Consider the following 20301-nt stretch of genomic DNA (forward strand, 5'->3'; position numbering starts at 1 on the left):
GCCGTTTCGGGCCGCGCGCCCGGCCGGCCTGAACCCGGCCACGGCCGGACTTTCACACCGGCTCAGGGCCGCCTCATCCGGCACGTCGCAGGCGGCACCGTGCGCTCGGGCGGCAGCGCCAGCACCGTTCTGAAGCCGTAACCCGAGCCTTCGTTGTCGAAATGGACGCCCGGCGTCCCTGCCTTGTCCATCTCCATCACGTAAAGGGGCTGGATCAGCTGGTGGTCGTCGGCGCGCATCCACGACGCATGAAAACCATTGTCGTATTTCATCCCTTCGAGCGCCTTCGCGACCTTCTCCGGCTGCGCGCTGCCCGCACGGCCCATCGCCGCCGCCAGCATCTCGATCATCAGCGGCATGCGCAGCACCGGGTAATCGTCCGGCGCAGCCGGGAAACGCTGCCGGAACGACGCGTACCACGCGTCCGACGCCGCGCCGCCCGCGTTCGGATGCCAGTCGGCCACGGCGATCACGCGCTTGACGCCCGCGTCGCCGAGTGCGGCCGGCGCGCCCAGACTGTTGCCGTAGAACGTGTAGAACTTCGTGTCGAGGCCTTGCTCGCGCGCCGCCTTCACGAGCAGCGTCAGATCGTTGCCCCAGTTGCCCGTAATCACGGCATCGGCGCCGCTCGCGCGGATTTTCGCGATGTACGGCGCGAAATCCTTCACGCGGCCGATCGGATGAAACTCGTCGCCGACCACTGCGACGTCCGGCCGCTTCGCGACGAGCGCCGCCCGCGCCAGCGTGCTCACGTCATGTCCGAAGCTGTAGTCCTGATTCAGCAGATAGACTTTCTTCACCGACTTGTCGCGCTGGATGACATCGGCGAGCGCGTCCATCCGCATGCCGGCATGCGCGTCGAAGCGGAAATGCCAGAAGCTGCAATTCGCGTTGGTGAGCGCCGGGTCGTCGGCGGAATAGTTCAGAAACAGCTCGCGGTTGTCCGGCTCGCGCGTGTTCTGCCTGTCGATCGCCGTCAGCAAGGCGGCCGCCACGGCCGAGCTGTTGCCTTGCGCGATGAAGCCGATGTGTTTGTCGGCGGCTGCGCGCAGTTGCACGAGCGCCTCTTCCGCGCTGCCCTTGCTGTCGAGCACGACGAGTTCGAGCGGATGCGCGCCGTCCGCGAGCTTCACGCCGCCGCGCGCATTGACCGTTTCGACGCCGAATCGCAGGTTTCGCTCGACAGCCGCGCCCGCGTTCGCGAACGGGCCGGACATGCCTTCGATCATCGCGATACGGATCGGCGCGCCAGCCGGCGCGCTTTGCGCATGCAGATTGGCGGCTGGAACCGTCGCCGCCAGCATCATCGCGGTCGCTATCGCCTTTGCCCACTTTGCTTTCATCAGCGTCTCATCTGTCGATCGAAGCGCGGATCATAGGACGGCGCGCGGGGCTCAAGCAAGCGAATCGCGCGCGAAGGCCCGTTCCGCAGGGCGAATGCCCGAAAATCTTTTGACGTGGCGCGTGTCAAAATATCAGCCTGGAACAACAACCACTCATCGAACACCACCGGAGGTGTCATGTTCAACCGCCTTTCGTTCGGGCGCCCGGCGCGCGGCGCGCTGGCCGTTCTTGCCTGCGCCGTGTTGCTCGCTGGCTGCGCGCAGCCCTGGCAGAACTATCAGGCGGGCGCGGATCAGTCGACGATCGTCGCCCGCCTCGGTCCGCCGCGCGAAGTGTACGACCTGCCCAACGGCGGCAAGCGCCTGATGTGGCCAACGCAGCCGATGGGCGAAACCACCACGGCCGCCGACGTCGACGCCTCGGGCAAGATCGTGAACGTGCGCCAGGTGCTGCAGCCGAACGAGTTCTATCGCGCGGAAATCGGCAAATGGACGCGCGACGACGTGCTCGTCAACTTCGGACGCCCGGTCGAAACGAATTACTTCCCGCTGATGAAGCGCGAGGTGTGGACGTACCGCTATCTGGAAGACAACGTCTGGTACATGATGTACAGCTTCTATTTCGACGATCAGGGCATCCTGCGTCTGACTCAAAAGACGCCCGATCCGCTGCACGATCCGGATCGCCGCAGCTTGTTCTGAGTTGCTTCGGCGCAAATCGGAAAGCCGCCTTGCGAGGCGGCTTTTTCATGACTTTTCCTGTCGCAGTCGCAAAGAAAAACCCCGCCGCAGCGGGGTTTTTCTTACTACGATCAACCGCACAAACGCCGATCAGATTTCCGAGCGTTGCGGATTCAGCTTATCGTGTCCGGCATACAGACGGTTCAGCGCCGAGATATACGCTTTCGCCGATGCGGCGACGATATCCGGGTCAGTGCCCACGCCGTTCACGATGCGCCCCGCCTTCGACAGACGCACGGTCACTTCGCCTTGCGCCTGCGTGCCCGTCGTAATGGCGTTGACCGAGTACAGCAGCAGTTCCGAACCGCTGCCCACTTCCGTTTCGATCGCGTTCAGCGTCGCGTCGACGGGGCCGTTGCCGTTCGCTTCGCCGACCACTTCCTTGCCCGCGACCGAGAACACGATGCGCGCATGCGGCCGCTCGCCCGTTTCCGAGTGCTGCGACAGCGACACGAACTTGTAATGCTCCTTTTCCTGGGCTTCGGCCGATTCTTCCGTGACGATTGCGATGATGTCTTCGTCGAAGATCTCGGACTTGCGGTCGGCGAGTTCCTTGAAGCGCTGGAACGCGAGGTTCAGTTCGCTTTCGCTGTCGAGGGAGATGCCCAGTTCCTGCAGACGCTGCTTGAACGCGTTGCGGCCCGAGAGCTTGCCGAGCACGATCTTGTTCGCGGTCCAGCCCACGTCTTCCGCGCGCATGATTTCGTAGGTGTCGCGCGCCTTCAGCACGCCGTCCTGGTGGATGCCCGATGCGTGCGCAAACGCGTTCGCGCCGACTACTGCCTTGTTCGGCTGCACGACGAAACCCGTGATCTGCGAGACGAGCTTCGATGCCGGCACGATCTGTGTCGTGTCGATGCCGAGGTCGAGGCCGAAGTAGTCCTTGCGCGTGCGCACCGCCATCACGATTTCTTCGAGCGACGTGTTGCCCGCGCGTTCGCCGAGACCGTTGACCGTGCACTCCACCTGACGCGCGCCACCGATCTGCACGCCTGCCAGCGAGTTCGCGACGGCCATGCCGAGGTCGTTATGGCAATGCACCGAGAACACGGCCTTGTCGGAGTTCGGAATGCGTTCGCGCAGCGTCTTCACGAGGTTGCCGTACAGTTCCGGCACGCCGTAGCCGACGGTGTCGGCGATATTGATGGTCGTCGCGCCTTCCGCGATCACGGCTTCGAGCACACGGCACAGGAAGTCCATGTCCGAGCGGCTGCCGTCTTCCGGCGAGAATTCGACGTCATTCGTGAACTTGCGCGCGAAACGCACGGCCAGCTTCGCCTGCTCGAACACCTGGTCGGGCGTCATGCGCAGCTTCTTTTCCATGTGCAGCGGCGACGTCGCGATGAACGTGTGGATGCGGAAGTGGTCGGCGGGCTTCAGGGCGTCGGCGGCGCGCTGGATGTCCTTGTCGTTCGCGCGAGCGAGCGAGCAGATGGTGCTGTCCTTGATCATGCCGGCGATCGTGTGGATCGCGTCGAAGTCGCCGTTCGAGCTGGCGGCGAAGCCTGCTTCGATCACGTCGACTTTCATCCGTTCGAGTTGCTTCGCGATACGGATCTTTTCTTCCTTTGTCATCGACGCACCGGGCGATTGTTCGCCGTCACGCAACGTCGTATCGAAAATGATGAGCTTGTCTGCCATCTCGGGTCTCCAGGGGGATTCGGTCAGTTTGAATTGGAAAACGGAATTCGAGTGTTTGCGCCACCACCGCAGGCGACGCTAAACAACGAACGAGGCAGACGGAGGGCGAAAACGATCAGCGCGGCAGGCGCGCTAGAGCTAGCGAGCGTAGTAGCTTGCCGGCTTGAAGAGACAGGAAGGGGAACTTGGAAAGTGCCATGCCAGAGACTATAGCGGCAATGCCGGAAACGTGCAATTGGGGGCCCTGCGGGACGGGCTTTTTGGGGTTTGGGTCTGGGGGGTTTGGTTTTTGGGGTTTTTGCTGCGTGAGCGGGATGGCGCGGGATGCGCCGTTTGCGTTTTTGGGCTTTGCGCTGGCATCCGCGGTTTCGGGTTTTGCGCTGGCATCGACGGTTTCGGGCTTTGCGCTGGCATCCGCGAATTGTTAGCGCGCTTCACGCGTCGCCCCTGTGCGGGGCGGCACCTACTTTTCTTTGCCGCCGCAAAGAAAAGTAGGCAAAAGAAAGCGGCTCACACCGCCAACATTTCTTCTTGCCGAGCCTGTCCGCATTTTTGTGGGCGAGGCGGTTAAAGGAATCGTTAGCCGCGCGCCTGCGTAAATCGATCGCCAAACAGAATAGCAAACTGGTTCATGGCTGACTTCCAGTCGAAGGCTGAGCGCACGTTTTTGGCCAGGACGTTGCGCAATGCCAGCCAGAGTAGCTTGATTGCAGCCTCGTCATTGGGGAAGTGACCGCGGGTCTTGATGATCTTGCGCAACTGCATGTTCAGACTCTCAATGGCGTTCGTGGTGTACACGACCCGCCGGATCTCGGGTGGAAACACGAAGAACGGCGTGACGTGCTCCCAGGCGCGCTGCCAGGACTGCACGATAGTCGGGTATTTCGCGCCCCATGGCCCATCAGCAAAGGCCTGCAGAGCCTGCTTCGCTGCCTCTTCGCTGGCAGCTGCGTAGATCGGACGCAGCGCCTGGGCGACAGCCTTGCGGTCCTTCCAGCCAGCGTATTCCAGGCTGTTGCGGATCAGATGCACGATGCAGGTCTGCACCGCCGTCTTCGGGTAAGCTGCGCCGATCGCGTCGGTCAGCCCCTTCAGGCCGTCAACGACCGCAATCAGGATGTCCTGGCAGCCGCGGGTCTTGAGTTCGTTGAACACCTTGAGCCAGAACTTCGCGCCCTCGGTCTGCTCAATCCACAGGCCCAGCACATCGCGCTGGCCGTCCGCCTGAATGCCCAGAGCCAGATACACCGCCTTGTTGCTGACCACACCGTCATCGCGGATCTTGACCCGCAACGCGTCGAAGAAGACCACCGGATACATCGTCTCGAGCGGACGGTTCTGCCAGGCCAGCGTTTCGGCCATCACCTCGTCGGTGACCGAGCTGATGAAATCGGGCGACACCTCGGTGCCGTAGCTCTCGGCCAGAAAGGCCTGGATCTCGCGCACGCTCATGCCACGCGCGTACATCGCGATGATGCGCTCGTCAAAGCCGGTGAAGCGGCGTTCGTGTTTGGGGATCAGGATCGGCTCGAAGCTGCCGTCGCGGTCGCGCGGCAACTCGACCCGGACGACGCCACGATCGGTGATGACCGTCTTGCGGCTGGCGCCGTTGCGCTCGTTGGCCTGGCCAGCGGGTTTGGATTCGCCCGGTGGATACCCCAGATGCAGATTCATCTCCGCACCCATCGCGCGTTCGATAATCGCCTTGTTAAACGCCAGCATCAGATCCTGCACCTCGGTCGGCGTCATCGGCCCCTTGACCAGCTCGTCCAGCAGTGCTTTGGGCAGTTCAGGCAGCGGCCCTCGGGCCGCTGCCTGAGACGCCACCGTGCGTTTCTTCTTCATTGGCATATCCATGACTTTTACCTCTCATGATATGCCTCGCCCACAAAATGACGGATAGGCCCTTCTTGCCTGAGGGCCCCCACAGGTTCTTACACTTCACACGGCAACTTTCCTGTTCGCGCTCGTTGCCAACGCTCTTGCGATGCGCCTCACCCGCTTCACGCACCCGCGTCACGGCACGCCGCGCCAGCCAGTCCACGGCCGCCCAGGTGGCAAACTGTGTGTCGGCCCTCGGTGCTCCACACGCTTCACGCCAGACCGATTGCGCACGCGCCCCACCCTGTAAGAGCGCCACCCTATACGACGCGACAACCTACACACAGTTTGCCACCTGGGCGGCGCATACCATTCGCTGCCGCTGGCTCATGTACGGGTGTTTGAAGTGGGTGAGGCGTTCATTCGAAGCGTTGGCAACGAGCAGTAACCGGGCACTCGCGTGTGAAGTGTGGGGACGTTGGGGGCCCGTGGGCAAAGGTCAAGAATTGGCGGTGTGAGCCGCTTTCTTTTGCCTACTTTTCTTTGCGGCGGCAAAGAAAAGTAGGTGCCGCCCCGCACAGGGGCGACGCGTGAAGCACGCTAACAATGCGCGGATGCCAGTGCAAAAGCAAAACACCCCGACCAGCACCGCGCGCAAAGCATCAACGCAAACGCAAGCGCAAGCGCAAGCAAACCACCCCAGCGTCGCAGACAGAAAAAAAACCAAAACCCACCACTAACCAGGCCGCTGCGAGGAACGAGCCGGATTCCCCATCCCTCTCACGACGCGATACGCCCAAAACACATACCCCGACAGGCCATAAAGCACAAACAGCCCAAACAGCATCAAAGGCGGATCAGAAGAAACCAGCACAAACGCGACCACCACGAGCAGAATCGCCGCAAACGGCACGCGATGTCGCACATCCAGCGCCTTGCCGCTGTAGAACGGCGCATTCGACACCATGGTCACGCCCGCGTAGATGGTCAAAGCAAAGGCAACCCAAGGCAACCAGACCAGTTTCAAAGGCACGCGATTATCCGTAGCAAGCCAGACAAAACCAGCGATCAACGCAGCCGCAGCCGGGCTCGGCATACCCTGGAAGAACCGCTTATCGACAACACCAATATTCGTATTGAACCGCGCCAGCCGAAGCGCCGCCCCCGAGCAATAAACGAACGCCGCGAGCCAGCCCCAGCGCCCGAGATCCTTCAGAATCCACTCATACATCACAAGCGCCGGCGCAACGCCGAACGACACCATATCCGACAGACTGTCGAACTGCTCCCCAAATGCGCTCTGCGTATGCGTCATGCGCGCAACGCGCCCGTCCATGCCATCGAGCACCATCGCGACAAAAATCGCAATCGCGGCGACTTCGAAGCGCACGTTCATCGCCTGTACGACGGCGAAGAACCCGCAGAAAAGCGCCGCCGTCGTGAACGCATTGGGCAGCAGGTAAATCCCGCGCTTGCGCAGAAACTGCTGCCGCGCGGCGCGCCGGCTGTCGATCACGGATTCCGTTACCACGGACGGCTTGTTGCGCCTGAACGGTCGCGGCTGCGGCGCACCGCTGCTACGAGGACGACGCGGTTTGAATGCGGCCATCGAACCCTCCCTGTGCCGCTTTATAGTTCAGCCAGAACCGTGGACGAAGCCGAGACCTTCTCGCCGATCGACACACGCGGGCGGCTGCCCACGGGCAGATATACGTCCACGCGTGAACCGAACCGGATGAAGCCGTAGCGCTGGCCGCGCGTGAGCGGCTCGCCCGCCCTGACGTAGCAGAGAATGCGCCGTGCGATCAGGCCCGCGATCTGCACCGACGTCACCGTCGCGCCGCTCGCCGTTTCGATCACGACCGCGTTGCGTTCGTTTTCCGTCGACGCCTTGTCGACCGCAGCGTTCAGATACGCACCCGGAAAATATTCGACCTTCGAGATCGCACCATCGACCGGCGAGCGCTGCGAGTGCACGTTGAACACGTTCATGAACACGCTGATCTTCAGCGCTTCACGGTTTGCGTACGGATCATGCGTGGTTTCGACAGCGACGATGCGGCCGTCGGCCGGGCACAGCACCGCGTTGGCCTGCGTCGGAATGGGCCGCGCAGGGTCGCGGAAGAACTGCACGACGAAGATGAGCAACAGCCAGAAAATCCAGGCAATGCCGAACCCTGCGATGAAGTGGATCAACAACGCAACGACGGCCGCGATGGCAATGAACGGCCAGCCTTCGCGCGCGATGATCGGATGAGGGTAATTCATAAGGTTGGGTTCAGTCTTTTTGAAAACCGTAGGATAGCAAAAGCCGTCCAGGGTTCAGCACACCTGGACGGCTTTTTGACGCTTCCGGCGCATTTCGTGCGCCGGAGGAAGAAAAACAGGCAGATTAGTTCTTCGACTGATCGACCAGCTTGTTCTTCGCGATCCACGGCATCATCGCGCGCAGCTTCGAGCCGACCTGCTCGATCTGGTGCTCGGCCGTGATACGGCGACGCGATTGCAGCGTCGGCGCGCCAGCGCGGTTTTCAATGATGAAGCTCTTCGCGTACTCGCCCGTCTGGATGTCCTTCAGGACTTCCTTCATGACCTTCTTCGTCTCGTCCGTGATGATGCGCGGACCCGTCACGTACTCGCCGTACTCGGCGTTGTTCGAGATTGAATAGTTCATGTTGGCGATGCCGCCTTCGTAGATCAGGTCGACGATCAGCTTCAGTTCGTGCAGGCACTCGAAGTACGCCATTTCCGGCGCGTAACCCGCTTCGACCAGCGTTTCGAAGCCGGCCTTGATCAGGTCGACCGTACCGCCGCACAGGACAGCCTGCTCGCCGAACAGGTCCGTTTCCGTTTCTTCACGGAAGTTGGTTTCGATGATGCCGGCACGGCCACCGCCGTTCGCCGCTGCGTACGACAACGCGATGTCGCGCGCTGCGCCCGACTTGTCTTGCGCGACCGCGATCAGGTGCGGCACGCCGCCACCTTGCGAGTACGTACCGCGCACCGTGTGGCCGGGAGCCTTCGGCGCGATCATGATGACGTCGAGGTCAGCGCGCGGGATCACCTGGCCGTAATGCACGTTGAAGCCGTGCGCGAATGCCAGCGCTGCGCCCTGCTTGGCGTTGCCGTGCACTTCCTTTGCGTAGACTTCGGCGATCTGCTCGTCGGGCAGCAGCATCATGACGACGTCGGCGCCCTTCACGGCTTCCGCCACTTCCTTGACCGTCAGGCCTGCGTTCTCAGCCTTGCTCCACGATGCGCCGCCCTTGCGCAGACCGACCGTGACGTTCACGCCGCTTTCCTTCAGGTTCAGCGCGTGAGCATGGCCTTGCGAGCCATAGCCGATGATGGTGACCTGCTTGCCTTTGATGAGGGAGAGGTCGGCGTCCTTGTCGTAGAAAACTTTCATGTCTGTTCCTTGGCGAAATTCAGAAAAATGTTGCGTGTGTAGTGCTTGGGCCGGGCGCTTGACGCAACGCCCGGCGCGGATCGAACCGATGTTGCCGGGTCGTTAAACCTTCAGGATACGCTCGCCGCGTCCGATGCCCGAACCGCCCGTGCGGACCGTTTCGAGAATCGCGGTGGCGTCGAGCCCTTCGATGAACGCGTCGAGCTTCTCGCTCGCGCCCGTCAGTTCGATCGTGTAGGTCTTTTCGGTGACGTCGATGATGCGGCCGCGGAAAATATCCGACATCCGCTTCATCTCCTCACGTTCCTTGCCGACCGCCCTCACCTTGATCAGCATCAGCTCGCGCTCGATGTGGGCGCCCTCTGTCAGGTCGACCACTTTCACCACCTCGATCAGGCGGTTCAGATGCTTCGTGATCTGTTCGATCACGTCGTCCGAGCCAATGGAAACGATGGTCATGCGCGACAGCGAACGGTCTTCGGTCGGCGCCACCGTCAAGGTTTCGATGTTGTAGCCGCGTGCGGAGAACAGGCCGACCACGCGCGACAGCGCGCCCGGTTCGTTTTCCAGCAGAACGGAAATAATGTGTCTCATGTTCGCTTCTTCCAGATATCGATGTATGCGATGCGTGCGATTTGCACCGCTCCGTCCGCGCTCATCTTTTGTGGAGATGTGCATGACGGAGCCGGCGCCAAAACGCGCTCGTTATAGATCTTCCGATCCGAGGAGCATCTCCGTGATGCCCTTGCCGGCCTGAACCATCGGCCAGACGTTTTCGGTCGGATCGGTCTGGAAGTCGAGAAACACCGTGCGATCTTTCAGGCGCAGTGCTTCTTTCAGCGCCGGTTCCACGTCAGCGGTCTTTTCGATCCGCATGCCGACGTGGCCGTACGCTTCGGCGAGCTTCACGAAGTCGGGCAGCGCATCCATGTACGAATGCGAATAGCGCTTGCTGTATTCGATCTGCTGCCACTGGCGCACCATGCCCAGATAGCGGTTGTTGAGCGAAATGATCTTGACGGGCGTGTCGTACTGCTTGCAGGTGGACAGTTCCTGGATGCACATCTGGATCGAACCTTCGCCCGTGATACAGACGACGTCGTCATCCGGATGCGCCATCTTGACGCCCATTGCTGCCGGCAGGCCGAAGCCCATCGTGCCGAGACCGCCCGAGTTGATCCAGCGGCGCGGCTTGTTGAAACGGTAGAACTGCGCGGCCCACATCTGGTGCTGGCCGACGTCCGAACAGACGAACGCGTTGCCGTCCGTCAGTTCCCACAGCTTTTCGACCACGTATTGCGGCTTGATGATCTCGCTCTTGCGGTCGAACTTGAGACAGTCTTTCGAGCGCCAGCCTTCGATTTCCTTCCACCAGTCGGCAAGCGCCGCGGTGTCGGGGCCATGCTCGGCCGTTTGCAGCTGCTCGATCAGTTCCTTCAGCACTTCCTTCACATCGCCGACGATGGGGATGTCCACCTTCACGCGCTTCGAAATCGACGAAGGGTCGATGTCGATGTGAATGATCTTGCGCGGACGCGACGAGAAGTGCGCCGGGTCGCCGATCACGCGGTCGTCGAAACGCGCGCCGATCGCGATCAGCACGTCGCAGTGCTGCATCGCCATGTTGGCTTCGTACGTGCCGTGCATGCCGAGCATGCCGAGGAATTTCTTGTCCGACGCGCGATAGCCGCCCAGCCCCATCAACGTGTTCGTGACGGGATAACCGAGCAGATCGGCGAACTGGTTCAGCTCGCGCGATGCATCCGCGAGGATAATGCCGCCGCCCGTGTAGATATACGGGCGCTTCGCCGACAAAAGCAGCGCGACGGCCTTGCGGATCTGCCCCGAGTGCCCCTTCGTGACGGGGTTGTACGAGCGCAGCGACACGCTTTTGAGCGGTTCGTACTGGCAAGCCGCCTTCGACACGTCTTTCGGAATGTCGATCAGCACCGGGCCGGGACGGCCGGTACGGGCGATATAGAAAGCTTTCTTGACGGTGGCGGCGAGATCGCGCACGTCCTTCACGAGGAAGTTGTGCTTCACGCAGGGGCGCGTGATGCCGACGGTATCGCACTCCTGGAACGCATCCTGACCGATCGCAGCAGTCGGCACCTGGCCGCTGATGATCACCATCGGGATCGAGTCCATATAGGCCGTTGCGATGCCCGTCACCGCGTTGGTGACGCCCGGGCCGGAAGTCACGAGGCAGACGCCGACCTTGCCGGTCGAGCGCGCATAGGCGTCGGCGGCGTGAACCGCGGCCTGCTCGTGGCGCACGAGAACGTGCTGGAATTTGTCCTGCTTGTAAAGCTCGTCGTAGATGTAGAGTACCGAGCCGCCGGGATAGCCCCAGACGAATTCGACGTCTTCGTCGGCCAGTGCCTTCATGAGCACGGTGGCGCCGATAGAGTCAGCTTCGTGATGGGGGGTGGTATCCGACGTGGAGAATTCCGCGCTGGGCATATTCATCATTCACCTTTCGAATTTTCGGCAAAAAATTGATCGGGTGCTCTCTGCCGGGCTTGTGGCTCGGGTTCAAGCGGCGCGTCCAGTTTGACAGGAAGGCTTCTTGGGCCAACCTCAAATGAGACAAGTCACTTATGTTGCGAACCGTAGACGATATCTACGATACGTCCGATGGTCAAGCAAATATTTCCATGATTGACGGCGTCCGGCGTTTCATCGTCCATTTTCGACCGTTTTACACATGCGTTACGTACGGCTTGCGGTTGCCTTGACGGAAATGGCATATTTCGCGTTCGAAGCTCGATGCATGGCAAAAGCCTGCCGCGTTTTTCCCCGGCTCGGGTGAAAGTTTGTTAGCATCCGCGAGTTTTACGACATTTTTCGACCGATTCCGCGCACACTCGCTGCGCCGACCCCCAACGGATGGCATCAGACAAGGAACTCGCCGATTTTCTGGCGGGCGTCGAAAGGCGCGCGTTCAAGCAGACGGTCTACGCCGTGCGGGACGACGACGCGTCGCTCGACATCGTGCAGGACGCGATGATCAAGCTCGCCGAAAAATACGGCGACCGTCCTCCTGCTGAACTGCCGCTTTTGTTTCAGCGTATTCTCCAGAATGCGATGCACGACTATTTCCGTCGGCAGAAGGTGCGCAATACCTGGGTGAGCCTGTTCTCATCGCTGGGCAGTGCCGACGACGAAGACTTCGATCCGCTGGAAACATTTGAAAGCCAGGACGGCTCGACGGGCGTGGAGAGCAGCGAGCAGCGGCTCGAACGCGAACAGGTCCTGCAGTTGATCGACGACGAAATCCAAAAGTTGCCGGCTCGTCAACGGGAGGCGTTTCTGATGCGTTACTGGGAAGATATGGATGTCGCTGAGACTGCCGCTGCGATGGGCTGCTCGGAAGGCAGTGTGAAGACGCACTGCTCACGGGCCACGCACACGCTGGCGCAAGCGCTCAGGGCCAAAGGAATCACGCTATGAGCTCCGCTCCCGAAACAAAAGAACTCGAGTTTGCGCTGCAGCTTCGGCGCGCGCTCGACGAAAACGCTGCCCGCATTCCGCCCGCCACGACCGACCGGCTCGCCGCTGCGCGCCGTGCCGCACTCGCTCGCAAGAAGCCTGAAGCCGTGCAGGCGCCTGCTTTCGCGCCCGTGTTCGTCGGCGCGGGGACGCTTGCCCAGATGCCGCAACCGGAACCTTCGCGCCGCCTGCCGCGCCTGCGCAAACTCGCGCTCGCCTGGCCGGTGCTCGCGCTGGTGATCGGACTCGCGGGCGTCGCGTGGTGGGAAGACCACCAGCGCACGGCCGAGCTCGCCGATATCGATGCCGCCATGCTGAGCGACGACCTGCCGCTCAATGCCTATCTCGATCACGGGTTCAACGCGTACCTGACGCGCAACCACTGACCGGGGAGAGTTGACGGGTGAGTTACAAGCGCGGCCTTGCCGTTGTGTCCGGATGCGTGATTGCAGCCCTGGTGTCATTCGCCGCCACCTATCCGCGCTTCTACCCGACGCCCACGCCCGCCGCGGCGCCCGCCAGCGGTGCACCCGCGAAGGCAGCCGCGCCGGCGTTGACCGTCGAACTGCCGGGCTTGCCCATCTCGACCAGTCCGCTGGCGTGGTCGAAACTGTCGAACGCCGAACACGTCGCGCTCGCGCCGTTTGCCGCGCAATGGGACGCTTTCAGCGAGGAGCGCAAGCGCAAATGGCTGAAAATTGCGTCGCGTTATCCGAAGATGACGCCGGAAGCGCAAAAAGTACTGCACGAGCGCATGGCCGAGTGGGTGCGCATGACGCCGGAGCAGCGGCGCGTCGCGCGCGAGAACTATCAGGTCTCGAAAGAACTGCCGCGTGAGGCGCGTCAAAACGCGTGGAAGGCGTACCAGCAGTTGCCTGAAGAGCAGAAGCAAAAGCTCGCCGCAAGCGAGCACAAGCGCCGGCCGACCGTCGTCAGCGCGCCGCCTTCGGGCAAGTCCGAGATCAAAGACATCAACCGGCTGGTGAACGGCAAGGACAAGCTCGCGAGCGTGCCTGTGCCGCCTGCGACGGCAGGTGCGTCCGCCGGCGTCGCGGCGCCGTCACCCGGCGCGCCCGCCATTCCCGGCACCGGCAGCTTCGTGCCGGCCACGCCGACACCTGTTTCGCCCTCCGACGCACCGTCCATCTTCAACGGCTCATAATCCCTCTGCGAGCCTGCGTCGCGGGCTCATCAACGGCAACCGAGGCCTAGCCTGTGTCCACATCCGTCGACTCCGCAGCCGTGCCGCTCCAGCCCGAATCCGCAGAACCCTCGACGCCGACCGTGCGCCGGCGGCTCGCCGCGCTGATGTACGAAGGTGTGCTGCTGTTTGGCGTGGTGTTCCTCGCGGGGTATCTGTTCAGCACGCTCACGCAGCAGCGCAACGGGCTCACACATCACAACTGGCTCGCGGCCTGGGTGGGGCTGGTGGTCGGCGTGTACTTCGTCTGGTTCTGGACACACGGCGGGCAGACCCTGCCGATGAAGACGTGGCGCTTACGGGTGGTGGCCGCCAAGGATGGCGGGAGGCTTTCCGTGACGCGTGCTGTGTTGCGTTATGTGCTTGCCTGGTTGTGGTTTTTGCCGCCTTTGGCGGTGCATCCGATTTTTGGTCTTAAGGTGCCGCAGACGCTGGTTGTTGCTGGGGTTTGGTTCGTTTTTTATGCGGCCGTCGGCAGGGTTGGGGTGAGCCGGCAGTTTCTGCATGACCGGATCGCGGGGACTAAGGTCGTTTCGATTTCGAAGTGATTTTTTTGCCTTCGGCGGTTTTTTTCGCTGTCGATTGTTGCGTTGTGGTTTGGTGTTTTTGGGTTTTTGCGCTGGCATCCGCGATTTGCCTTTTCGCTGGCATCCGCGATTCGTTAGCTCGCTTCAAGCGTCGCCCCTGTGCGGGGCGGCACCTACTTTTCTTTGCCGCCGCAAAGAAAAGTAGGCAAAAGAAAGCGGCTCACACCGCCAACATTTCTTCTTGCCTGAGGGCCCCCACAGGTTCTTACACTTCACACGGCAATCACGTGACCCACGTCCGTTGCCAACGCTCTGAATGAGCGCCTCACCCGCTTCATATCCCCGCGTTTCAGCATGCCTCACCAGACAGTCCGCGGCCGCCCAAGTGGCAAACTGTGTGTCGGCTTTCGCGCCATACGCGCACCACTCCGGACCGATAGCGCACGCGCCCCACCCTGTAAGAACGCCACCCTATACGACGCGACAACCTACACACAGTTTGCCACCTGGGCGGCACATGCCGTTCGCTGCCGCTGGCTCATGTACGGGTGCCTGAAGCGGGTGAGGCATCTGTTTGAAGCGTTGGCAACGGGCAGCAACCAGGGCACTGCCGCATGAGGCGTGGGGACGTTGGGGGCCCGTGGGTAAACGTCAAGAATTGGCGGTGTGAGCCGCTTTCTTTTGCCTACTTTTCTTTGCGGCGGCAAAGAAAAGTAGGTGCCGCCCCGCACAGGGGCGACGCCTGAAGCACGCTAACAAATCGCGGATGCCCGCGAAAGCAAAAGCAAACACCCCGACCAACGAAGCGCGAAATCAACTCGCGGATGCCAGCGCAAAAGCCAGAACACCAAACGCCGCATCCCGCGCCACTAACCCGACAACTTCCGTAATAAGAACTTCCCGTGAATGTCACGGCCAGGTCACACAGCAATGGCGCAATGCGAGTACTGCAACTCGACGCGTGAGCCATGGACAACAACACGTCCGCGACTTCCCTCTTCCGCCAGAATGGCCCGAGCGTCGATCCCGTCGCTTTCGACCCCCGCTCCCCCTCCGCTGGCCTGCCATCGCTCCCGCATCTGCCGGTGACGCCAACACCTACCGAAAGCGATCACGACGACGGTCACGAGAATTCGCACCGCTATCGCACCATCTGGCTCTCCGACATTCATCTCGGTTCCGGCGGCTGCCAGGCGAACTATCTGCTCGACTTTCTTCGCCACAACGAATCGGAGTACCTGTATCTCGTCGGCGACATCATCGACGGATGGCAGCTGAAGAAAGGCTGGTACTGGCCCCAGGCGCACAACGATGTCGTGCAGAAAATCCTGCGCAAGGCACGCAAGGGCACGCAGGTCGTGTACATCCCCGGCAATCACGACGAAGGCGCGCGCCAGTTCTGCGATCTCGCCTTCGGCGACATCCACGTGCGCGGCGAAGCGTTCCACACGACGCTGGAGGGCAAGCGCCTGTGGATCGTGCACGGCGATCTGTTCGACGGCGTGATCCAGCACGCGAAGTGGCTCGCGTATCTCGGCGACACGCTCTACACGATGATTCTCGTGCTGAACCGCTGGTTCAACCGCATCCGCATCAAGCTCGGCTTTCAGTACTGGTCGCTGTCGCAGTACCTGAAGCATCAGGTGAAGAACGCAGTGAACTTCATCTCGGCGTTCGAGAACGTCATGACGGATGAAGCGCGCCGCCGCGGCTGCGACGGCGTCGTGTGCGGGCACATTCACAAGGCCGAGATCCGCGAGATCGACGGCGTGCTGTATTGCAACGACGGCGACTGGGTCGAGAGCCTGTCGGCGCTCGTCGAGACCTACGAAGGCGAACTGAAGGTCGTCTACTGGACCGTGATGCGCTCGCCCGAAGCGAACCCGACGAAAGCCCGCGCCACCGCGTGAGCGCACACCACCACTACAAGAGGGTCAATCGCATGAAGATCATGATCGTCACCGATGCGTGGGAACCGCAGGTCAACGGCGTCGTTCGCACGCTGAAGAACACGACACGCGAGCTGACGGCGATCGGCCACAAGGTCGATCTGCTGACGCCGCTCGAGTTCAAGACGATTCCCTGCCCGACGTATCCGGAGATCCGTCTGTCGCTGATGCCGCGACGCCATCTGCGCAAGCGCATCGACGAATTCCAGCCGGACGCGCTGCACATCGCCACGGAAGGCCCGCTCGGGCTCGCTGCGCGCGCGTACGCGATCCAGCACAAGTTGCCGTTCACGACGGCCTATCACACGCGCTTTCCAGAATACGTGGAGGCGCGCTTTGGCGTGCCCGTCGCGTGGACGTACCGCTTCCTGCACTGGTTTCATAAGGCGTCGCTTGCCGTGATGGCGCCCACGCCCGTCGTCAAGAGCGACCTGGAAAAGTTCGGCTTCACGAACGTCGTGTTATGGACGCGCGGCGTCGATCTCGACATCTTCCGGCAGATGGAGTCGAAAGTGCTGAACACCGCGCGGCCGATTTTCCTGTACGTCGGGCGCGTCGCCGTCGAGAAGAATGTCGAGGCATTCCTGAAGCTCGACCTGCCCGGCTCGAAGTGGGTCTGCGGCGAAGGCCCGGCGCTCGCGGAACTGAAGTCGCGCTATCCGGCCGCCAACTATCTCGGCGTGCTGACGCAGGCCGAACTCGCGAAGGTCTACGCGGCCGCCGACGTGTTCGTATTCCCGAGCAGGACCGACACGTTCGGTCTCGTGCTGCTCGAAGCGCTTGCGTGCGGCACGCCCGTTGCGGCGTATCCTGTGACGGGTCCGATCGATGTGCTCGGCGATGGTGGCGCGGGCGCGATGCACGAAGACTTACGCGAGGCGTGCCTGCAGGCGCTGAAAATCGATCGCAACGATGCGCGCGCGTGGGCCGAGCGTTTCTCGTGGACGGCTGCGTCGGAGCAGTTTGCTGCGCATCTGAAGCCGCTGTCGCGTTCCGCTTATCGCGAGGAAAGCGCTGCCGCCTGATCCGCCCCGACGCGCAAGCGCCCTCACTTCTCGCCACGCCTATGCAAACGAGACAATCGAACGCATTGCGCGATCCGCAGAAATCGCTGCGCGACGCGAAGACGGCCGTGTCGGACGGGAAGCCGTATGGCGAACCGTTCGACGAAGTGCATGACATGCACGAGGACGGCGCGCCGCGAGCGCGGTATGCTGGAGAGCCCGGGTTTGCTGCTGTTTCTGTTTCTGCCATGTCATCTACTACGCGCGATGCCGCGCCGGACGGTAAAGACACGCTGAATGGCGCGCCGACCGATGCGCCGGAATCACTTGAGCCATTGGGTCCCGATGATCCGCTTGCACCGCTGCCCTTCAATCCGTACAAGGGCAATCGCGGGATCACTCGTGCGTGGCATGCGATGAAGAATTCGTTTGCCGGGTTTCGGGTGGCGATTCGTGAGGAGAGTGCGTTTCGGCAGGAGCTGACGTTGGCTGCGATTCTTTTGCCTTGCGGGGTTTTGGTGCCTGTTGAGCCGGTGTCTCGTGTTCTGTTGCTCGGATCTGTGTTTCTTGTGCTGATTGTCGAGTTGCTCAACTCGAGCGTTGAGGCGGCTATTGATCGGATTTCGCTTGAACGCCATGAACTGTCGCGGCGGGCCAAGGATCTTGGGAGTGCTGCTGTTATGGTTGCGCTTTTTATCTGCGTGATGACGTGGGGTTTGCTTGTTGGGCCGCTTGTTGTGCGTTGGGTGAGTGGGTGGGTTCGGGCTATGTAATCGCGGTTAGTCTTTTCTTTTTATGTCTGCGACGCTGGGGCGTTTGCTCCTGGTTTTCGCTGGTATTCGCGTTATGACTTTGTCTTGGCATCTGCGATTTGCCTTCGTGGCGCGGGCTGTGCTGTTTGGTGTTCTGGGCTTTGCGCTGGCATCCGCGAGTTGACTTCGCGCTTCGTTGGGCGGGGTGTTTGCCTTTTCGCTGGCATCCGCGTTACGTTAGCTCGCTTCACGCGTCGCCCCTGTGCGGGGCGGCACCTACTCTTTGGTTGTCGGCGACGCCGGATCGTTTGCCCGTGTTTGCGCTGGCATCCGCGTGTTGTTAGCGTGCTTCACGCGTTGCCCCTGTGCGGGGCGGCACCTACTTTTCTTTGCCGCCGCAAAGAAAAGTAGGCAAAAGAAAGCGGCTCACACCGCCAGCCCATGTTCTTGCCTGAGGGCCCCTTCAGGTTCTTACACTTCACACGGCAACCACGTGACCCACGTCCGTTGCTAACGCTCGTGCGGTGCGCCTCACCCGCTTCACGTTCCCGCGTCACGGCAAGCCTTGCCGGGCAGTCCACAGCCGCCCAGGTGGCAAACTGTGTGTAGGCCTTCGCGCCATACGCGCACCACTCCGGACCGATAGCACACGTGTTCCACCCTGTAAGAGCGCTACCCTATACGACGCTACAACCTACACACAGTTTGCCACCTGGGCGGCACATACGATTCGCTGCCGCTTGCCCGAGTACGGGTATTTGAAGCGGGTGAGGCGTTCATTCGAAGCGTTGGCAACGGGCACCAACCAGGGCCACTGGTGTGTGAAGTGCGGGGCCGTTGGGGGCCCGTGGGTAAACGTCAAGAATTGGCGGTGTGAGCCGCTTTCTTTTGCCTACTTTTCTTTGCGGCGGTGTACAGACTGGAGACATCGCTGACAGGTGTACAGGGACATCGTTGACACTTTCGGGTAATCAAACGCCCGGATTTTCAACCATGCCCTGGGATGTAAAAGACATCATGAATCGCCGCGAAGATTTCGTCCGTGAGGCCGCCACACAGGCGCTCGCGTTCAGCGAACTGTGCCGCAAATACACGATCACCCGCCAGACCGGCTACAAGTGGCTGGCCCGTCACAGGGCGGAAGGCATCAAGGGCCTGGCCGACCGCTCCCGCCGCCCGCATCACAGTCCCAAACGCTCAGCGCAGACCATCGAGGCGCGGGTGCTCGAAATGCGCCAGGCGCACGGCTGGGGCGGGCGCAAGATCGCCCAGCGCCTGCGCGATCTGGGCGAAACACAGATTCCCGCGCCCGCCACGATCACTGAGATCCTGCGCCGTCACGGGCTCATCGATGAACAGGCGTCGCGCCAGCGCCAGCACTGGCAGCGCTTCGAGCACGAGTATCCGAACTCGCTGTGGCAGATGGACTTCAAGGGTGACTTCCCGACCCTGGAGAGCGGACGCTGCGCGCCATTGACGGTCATCGATGACCACTCGCGCTACAACGTCGTGCTGAGCGCCTGCTCGCGCACCACCACGCAGGTCGTGCAGGAAGCGCTGGAGCGGGCGTTCCGCTGCTACGGGCTGCCTTCGTGCATCAACACCGACAACGGCGCGCCATGGGGCTCGCCCAGCGCGCCGGGCCAGCTCACCGAGCTCGCGGTCTGGCTGATCCGGCTGGGCATCCATGTGAGCTATAGCCGGCCGTATCACCCGCAGACCAACGGCAAGGATGAACGGTTTCACCGCTCGCTGAAGGCCGAAGTGTTGCAGCGGCATGCGTTCACCACGCACGAGCACGTGCAGCGGGAACTGGATCGCTGGCGGCAGGTGTACAACACCGAGCGTCCGCACGAGGCACTGGGAATGGCGGTGCCGCTCACCCGCTACGCGTGCAGCCTGCGCAGGATGCCTGGGCGGCTGCCAGAGCCCGAATACCGCTGCGGCGACGCGGTTTTACGGGTCAACTCAAGCGGCGTGGTGCGCGTGCGCGGCGAGAAACTGAAGCTCTCGATCGCACTCAAGGGGCTGCAGGTGGCCGCCCGCCCGAGCGAGGACGAAGACGGTGTGATTGACATCTGGTTCGCCCATCAGCGGGTCGCAAAACTTGACCTGAAGGCAGCAAAACCCTGACCATCATGTGTCAGCGATGTCTCTGTACATGTGTCAACCATGTCTCCAGTCTGTACACGGCGGCAAAGAAAAGTAGGTGCCGCCCCGCACAGGGGCGACGCGTGAAGCACGCTAACAATTCGCGGATGCCAGCGCATAGACAAACACCCCGCCCAGCGAAGCGCGAAGTCAAACCGCGGATGCCAGCGCAAACACAAGCAAACCAAACGATCGTCGCAAGACAAAAAAAAACACCAAATAGCCAGCCACATCGAGAACCAAAACCCATCGAACGGTCGGTTTATAATC

The 20301-nt window shown here is 61.8% G+C and carries 17 protein-coding genes; 9 read left to right on the forward strand and 8 right to left on the reverse strand.

What is annotated here, in order from left to right; all coding sequences use genetic code 11:
* Nucleotides 1-62: 62 nt before the first annotated feature.
* Nucleotides 63-1343, reverse strand: coding sequence for a branched-chain amino acid ABC transporter substrate-binding protein (locus tag C2L66_RS10670; RefSeq protein WP_060600188.1), 1281 nt, complete (start codon nucleotides 1341-1343; stop codon nucleotides 63-65).
* Between the two features lie 177 nt (nucleotides 1344-1520).
* On the opposite strand from C2L66_RS10670, the gene C2L66_RS10675 reads away from it, so the two are divergent.
* Nucleotides 1521-2045 carry a hypothetical protein gene (locus C2L66_RS10675; protein ID WP_054930065.1) on the forward strand — a complete coding sequence of 175 codons (525 nt, stop codon included), beginning with the start codon at nucleotides 1521-1523 and terminating at the stop codon, nucleotides 2043-2045.
* A 129-nt stretch (nucleotides 2046-2174) separates the two neighbouring features.
* On the opposite strand, the gene C2L66_RS10680 is transcribed toward C2L66_RS10675, so the two are convergent.
* The 7 genes from C2L66_RS10680 to C2L66_RS10710 all read right to left on the reverse strand — a co-directional run bounded on the left by C2L66_RS10680 (nucleotide 2175) and on the right by C2L66_RS10710 (nucleotide 11424).
* Nucleotides 2175-3725: a 2-isopropylmalate synthase gene (locus C2L66_RS10680; RefSeq protein ID WP_036003799.1), complete on the reverse strand. Its 1551-nt coding sequence runs from the start codon at nucleotides 3723-3725 to the stop codon at nucleotides 2175-2177.
* Nucleotides 3726-4304: 579 nt separating this feature from the next.
* Complete coding sequence (locus tag C2L66_RS10685) at nucleotides 4305-5576, reverse strand: IS256 family transposase (RefSeq protein WP_409372583.1); 1272 nt, start codon at nucleotides 5574-5576, stop codon at nucleotides 4305-4307.
* A gap of 706 nt (nucleotides 5577-6282) precedes the next feature.
* Nucleotides 6283-7155, reverse strand: a complete 873-nt coding sequence (gene pssA / locus C2L66_RS10690) for a CDP-diacylglycerol--serine O-phosphatidyltransferase (RefSeq protein ID WP_036003794.1) — start codon at nucleotides 7153-7155, stop codon at nucleotides 6283-6285.
* 20 nt (nucleotides 7156-7175) lie between these two features.
* The gene (locus C2L66_RS10695; RefSeq protein WP_054930062.1) at nucleotides 7176-7814 is read right to left on the reverse strand and encodes a phosphatidylserine decarboxylase; all 639 of its coding nucleotides are present in this window, start codon (nucleotides 7812-7814) and stop codon (nucleotides 7176-7178) included.
* Between the two features lie 124 nt (nucleotides 7815-7938).
* A complete protein-coding gene (ilvC, locus tag C2L66_RS10700) occupies nucleotides 7939-8955 on the reverse strand; it encodes a ketol-acid reductoisomerase (protein WP_007588179.1) in 1017 nt (338 codons plus the stop codon).
* Nucleotides 8956-9057: 102 nt separating this feature from the next.
* Entirely contained in the window at nucleotides 9058-9549 is a 492-nt protein-coding gene (gene ilvN, locus C2L66_RS10705; RefSeq protein WP_007588180.1) for an acetolactate synthase small subunit, read from the reverse strand.
* A 111-nt stretch (nucleotides 9550-9660) separates the two neighbouring features.
* Nucleotides 9661-11424, reverse strand: a complete 1764-nt coding sequence (locus C2L66_RS10710) for an acetolactate synthase 3 catalytic subunit (RefSeq protein ID WP_054930064.1) — start codon at nucleotides 11422-11424, stop codon at nucleotides 9661-9663.
* Between the two features lie 420 nt (nucleotides 11425-11844).
* Here C2L66_RS10710 and C2L66_RS10715 point away from each other — a divergent pair, with 420 nt between their 5' ends.
* From C2L66_RS10715 to C2L66_RS10750, 8 genes are all read left to right on the forward strand, one after another.
* Nucleotides 11845-12408, forward strand: a complete 564-nt coding sequence (locus C2L66_RS10715) for an RNA polymerase sigma factor (RefSeq protein ID WP_036003788.1) — start codon at nucleotides 11845-11847, stop codon at nucleotides 12406-12408.
* Entirely contained in the window at nucleotides 12405-12833 is a 429-nt protein-coding gene (locus C2L66_RS10720; protein ID WP_060600184.1) for a DUF3619 family protein, read from the forward strand. The genes C2L66_RS10715 and C2L66_RS10720 overlap by 4 nt, the downstream gene beginning before the upstream one ends.
* Nucleotides 12834-12850: 17 nt before the next feature.
* The gene (locus tag C2L66_RS10725) at nucleotides 12851-13609 is read left to right on the forward strand and encodes a DUF3106 domain-containing protein (protein ID WP_054930060.1); all 759 of its coding nucleotides are present in this window, start codon (nucleotides 12851-12853) and stop codon (nucleotides 13607-13609) included.
* 53 nt (nucleotides 13610-13662) lie between these two features.
* The gene (locus tag C2L66_RS10730; RefSeq protein ID WP_054930059.1) at nucleotides 13663-14196 is read left to right on the forward strand and encodes an RDD family protein; all 534 of its coding nucleotides are present in this window, start codon (nucleotides 13663-13665) and stop codon (nucleotides 14194-14196) included.
* 947 nt (nucleotides 14197-15143) lie between these two features.
* On the forward strand, nucleotides 15144-16085 hold the full coding sequence (locus C2L66_RS10735) for a UDP-2,3-diacylglucosamine diphosphatase (RefSeq protein WP_060600182.1): 942 nt from the start codon (nucleotides 15144-15146) through the stop codon (nucleotides 16083-16085).
* Nucleotides 16086-16117: 32 nt separating this feature from the next.
* Nucleotides 16118-17149 carry a glycosyltransferase family 4 protein gene (locus tag C2L66_RS10740; RefSeq protein WP_060600180.1) on the forward strand — a complete coding sequence of 344 codons (1032 nt, stop codon included), beginning with the start codon at nucleotides 16118-16120 and terminating at the stop codon, nucleotides 17147-17149.
* Nucleotides 17150-17190: 41 nt separating this feature from the next.
* Nucleotides 17191-17901, forward strand: a complete 711-nt coding sequence (locus C2L66_RS10745) for a diacylglycerol kinase (protein WP_082670330.1) — start codon at nucleotides 17191-17193, stop codon at nucleotides 17899-17901.
* Nucleotides 17902-18873: 972 nt separating this feature from the next.
* Complete coding sequence (locus C2L66_RS10750; protein WP_060600163.1) at nucleotides 18874-20013, forward strand: IS481 family transposase; 1140 nt, start codon at nucleotides 18874-18876, stop codon at nucleotides 20011-20013.
* Nucleotides 20014-20301: the final 288 nt, after the last annotated feature.

Origin of the sequence: Paraburkholderia caribensis (assembly GCF_002902945.1) — a bacterium.
Classification (GTDB): Bacteria; Pseudomonadota; Gammaproteobacteria; order Burkholderiales; family Burkholderiaceae; genus Paraburkholderia; species Paraburkholderia caribensis.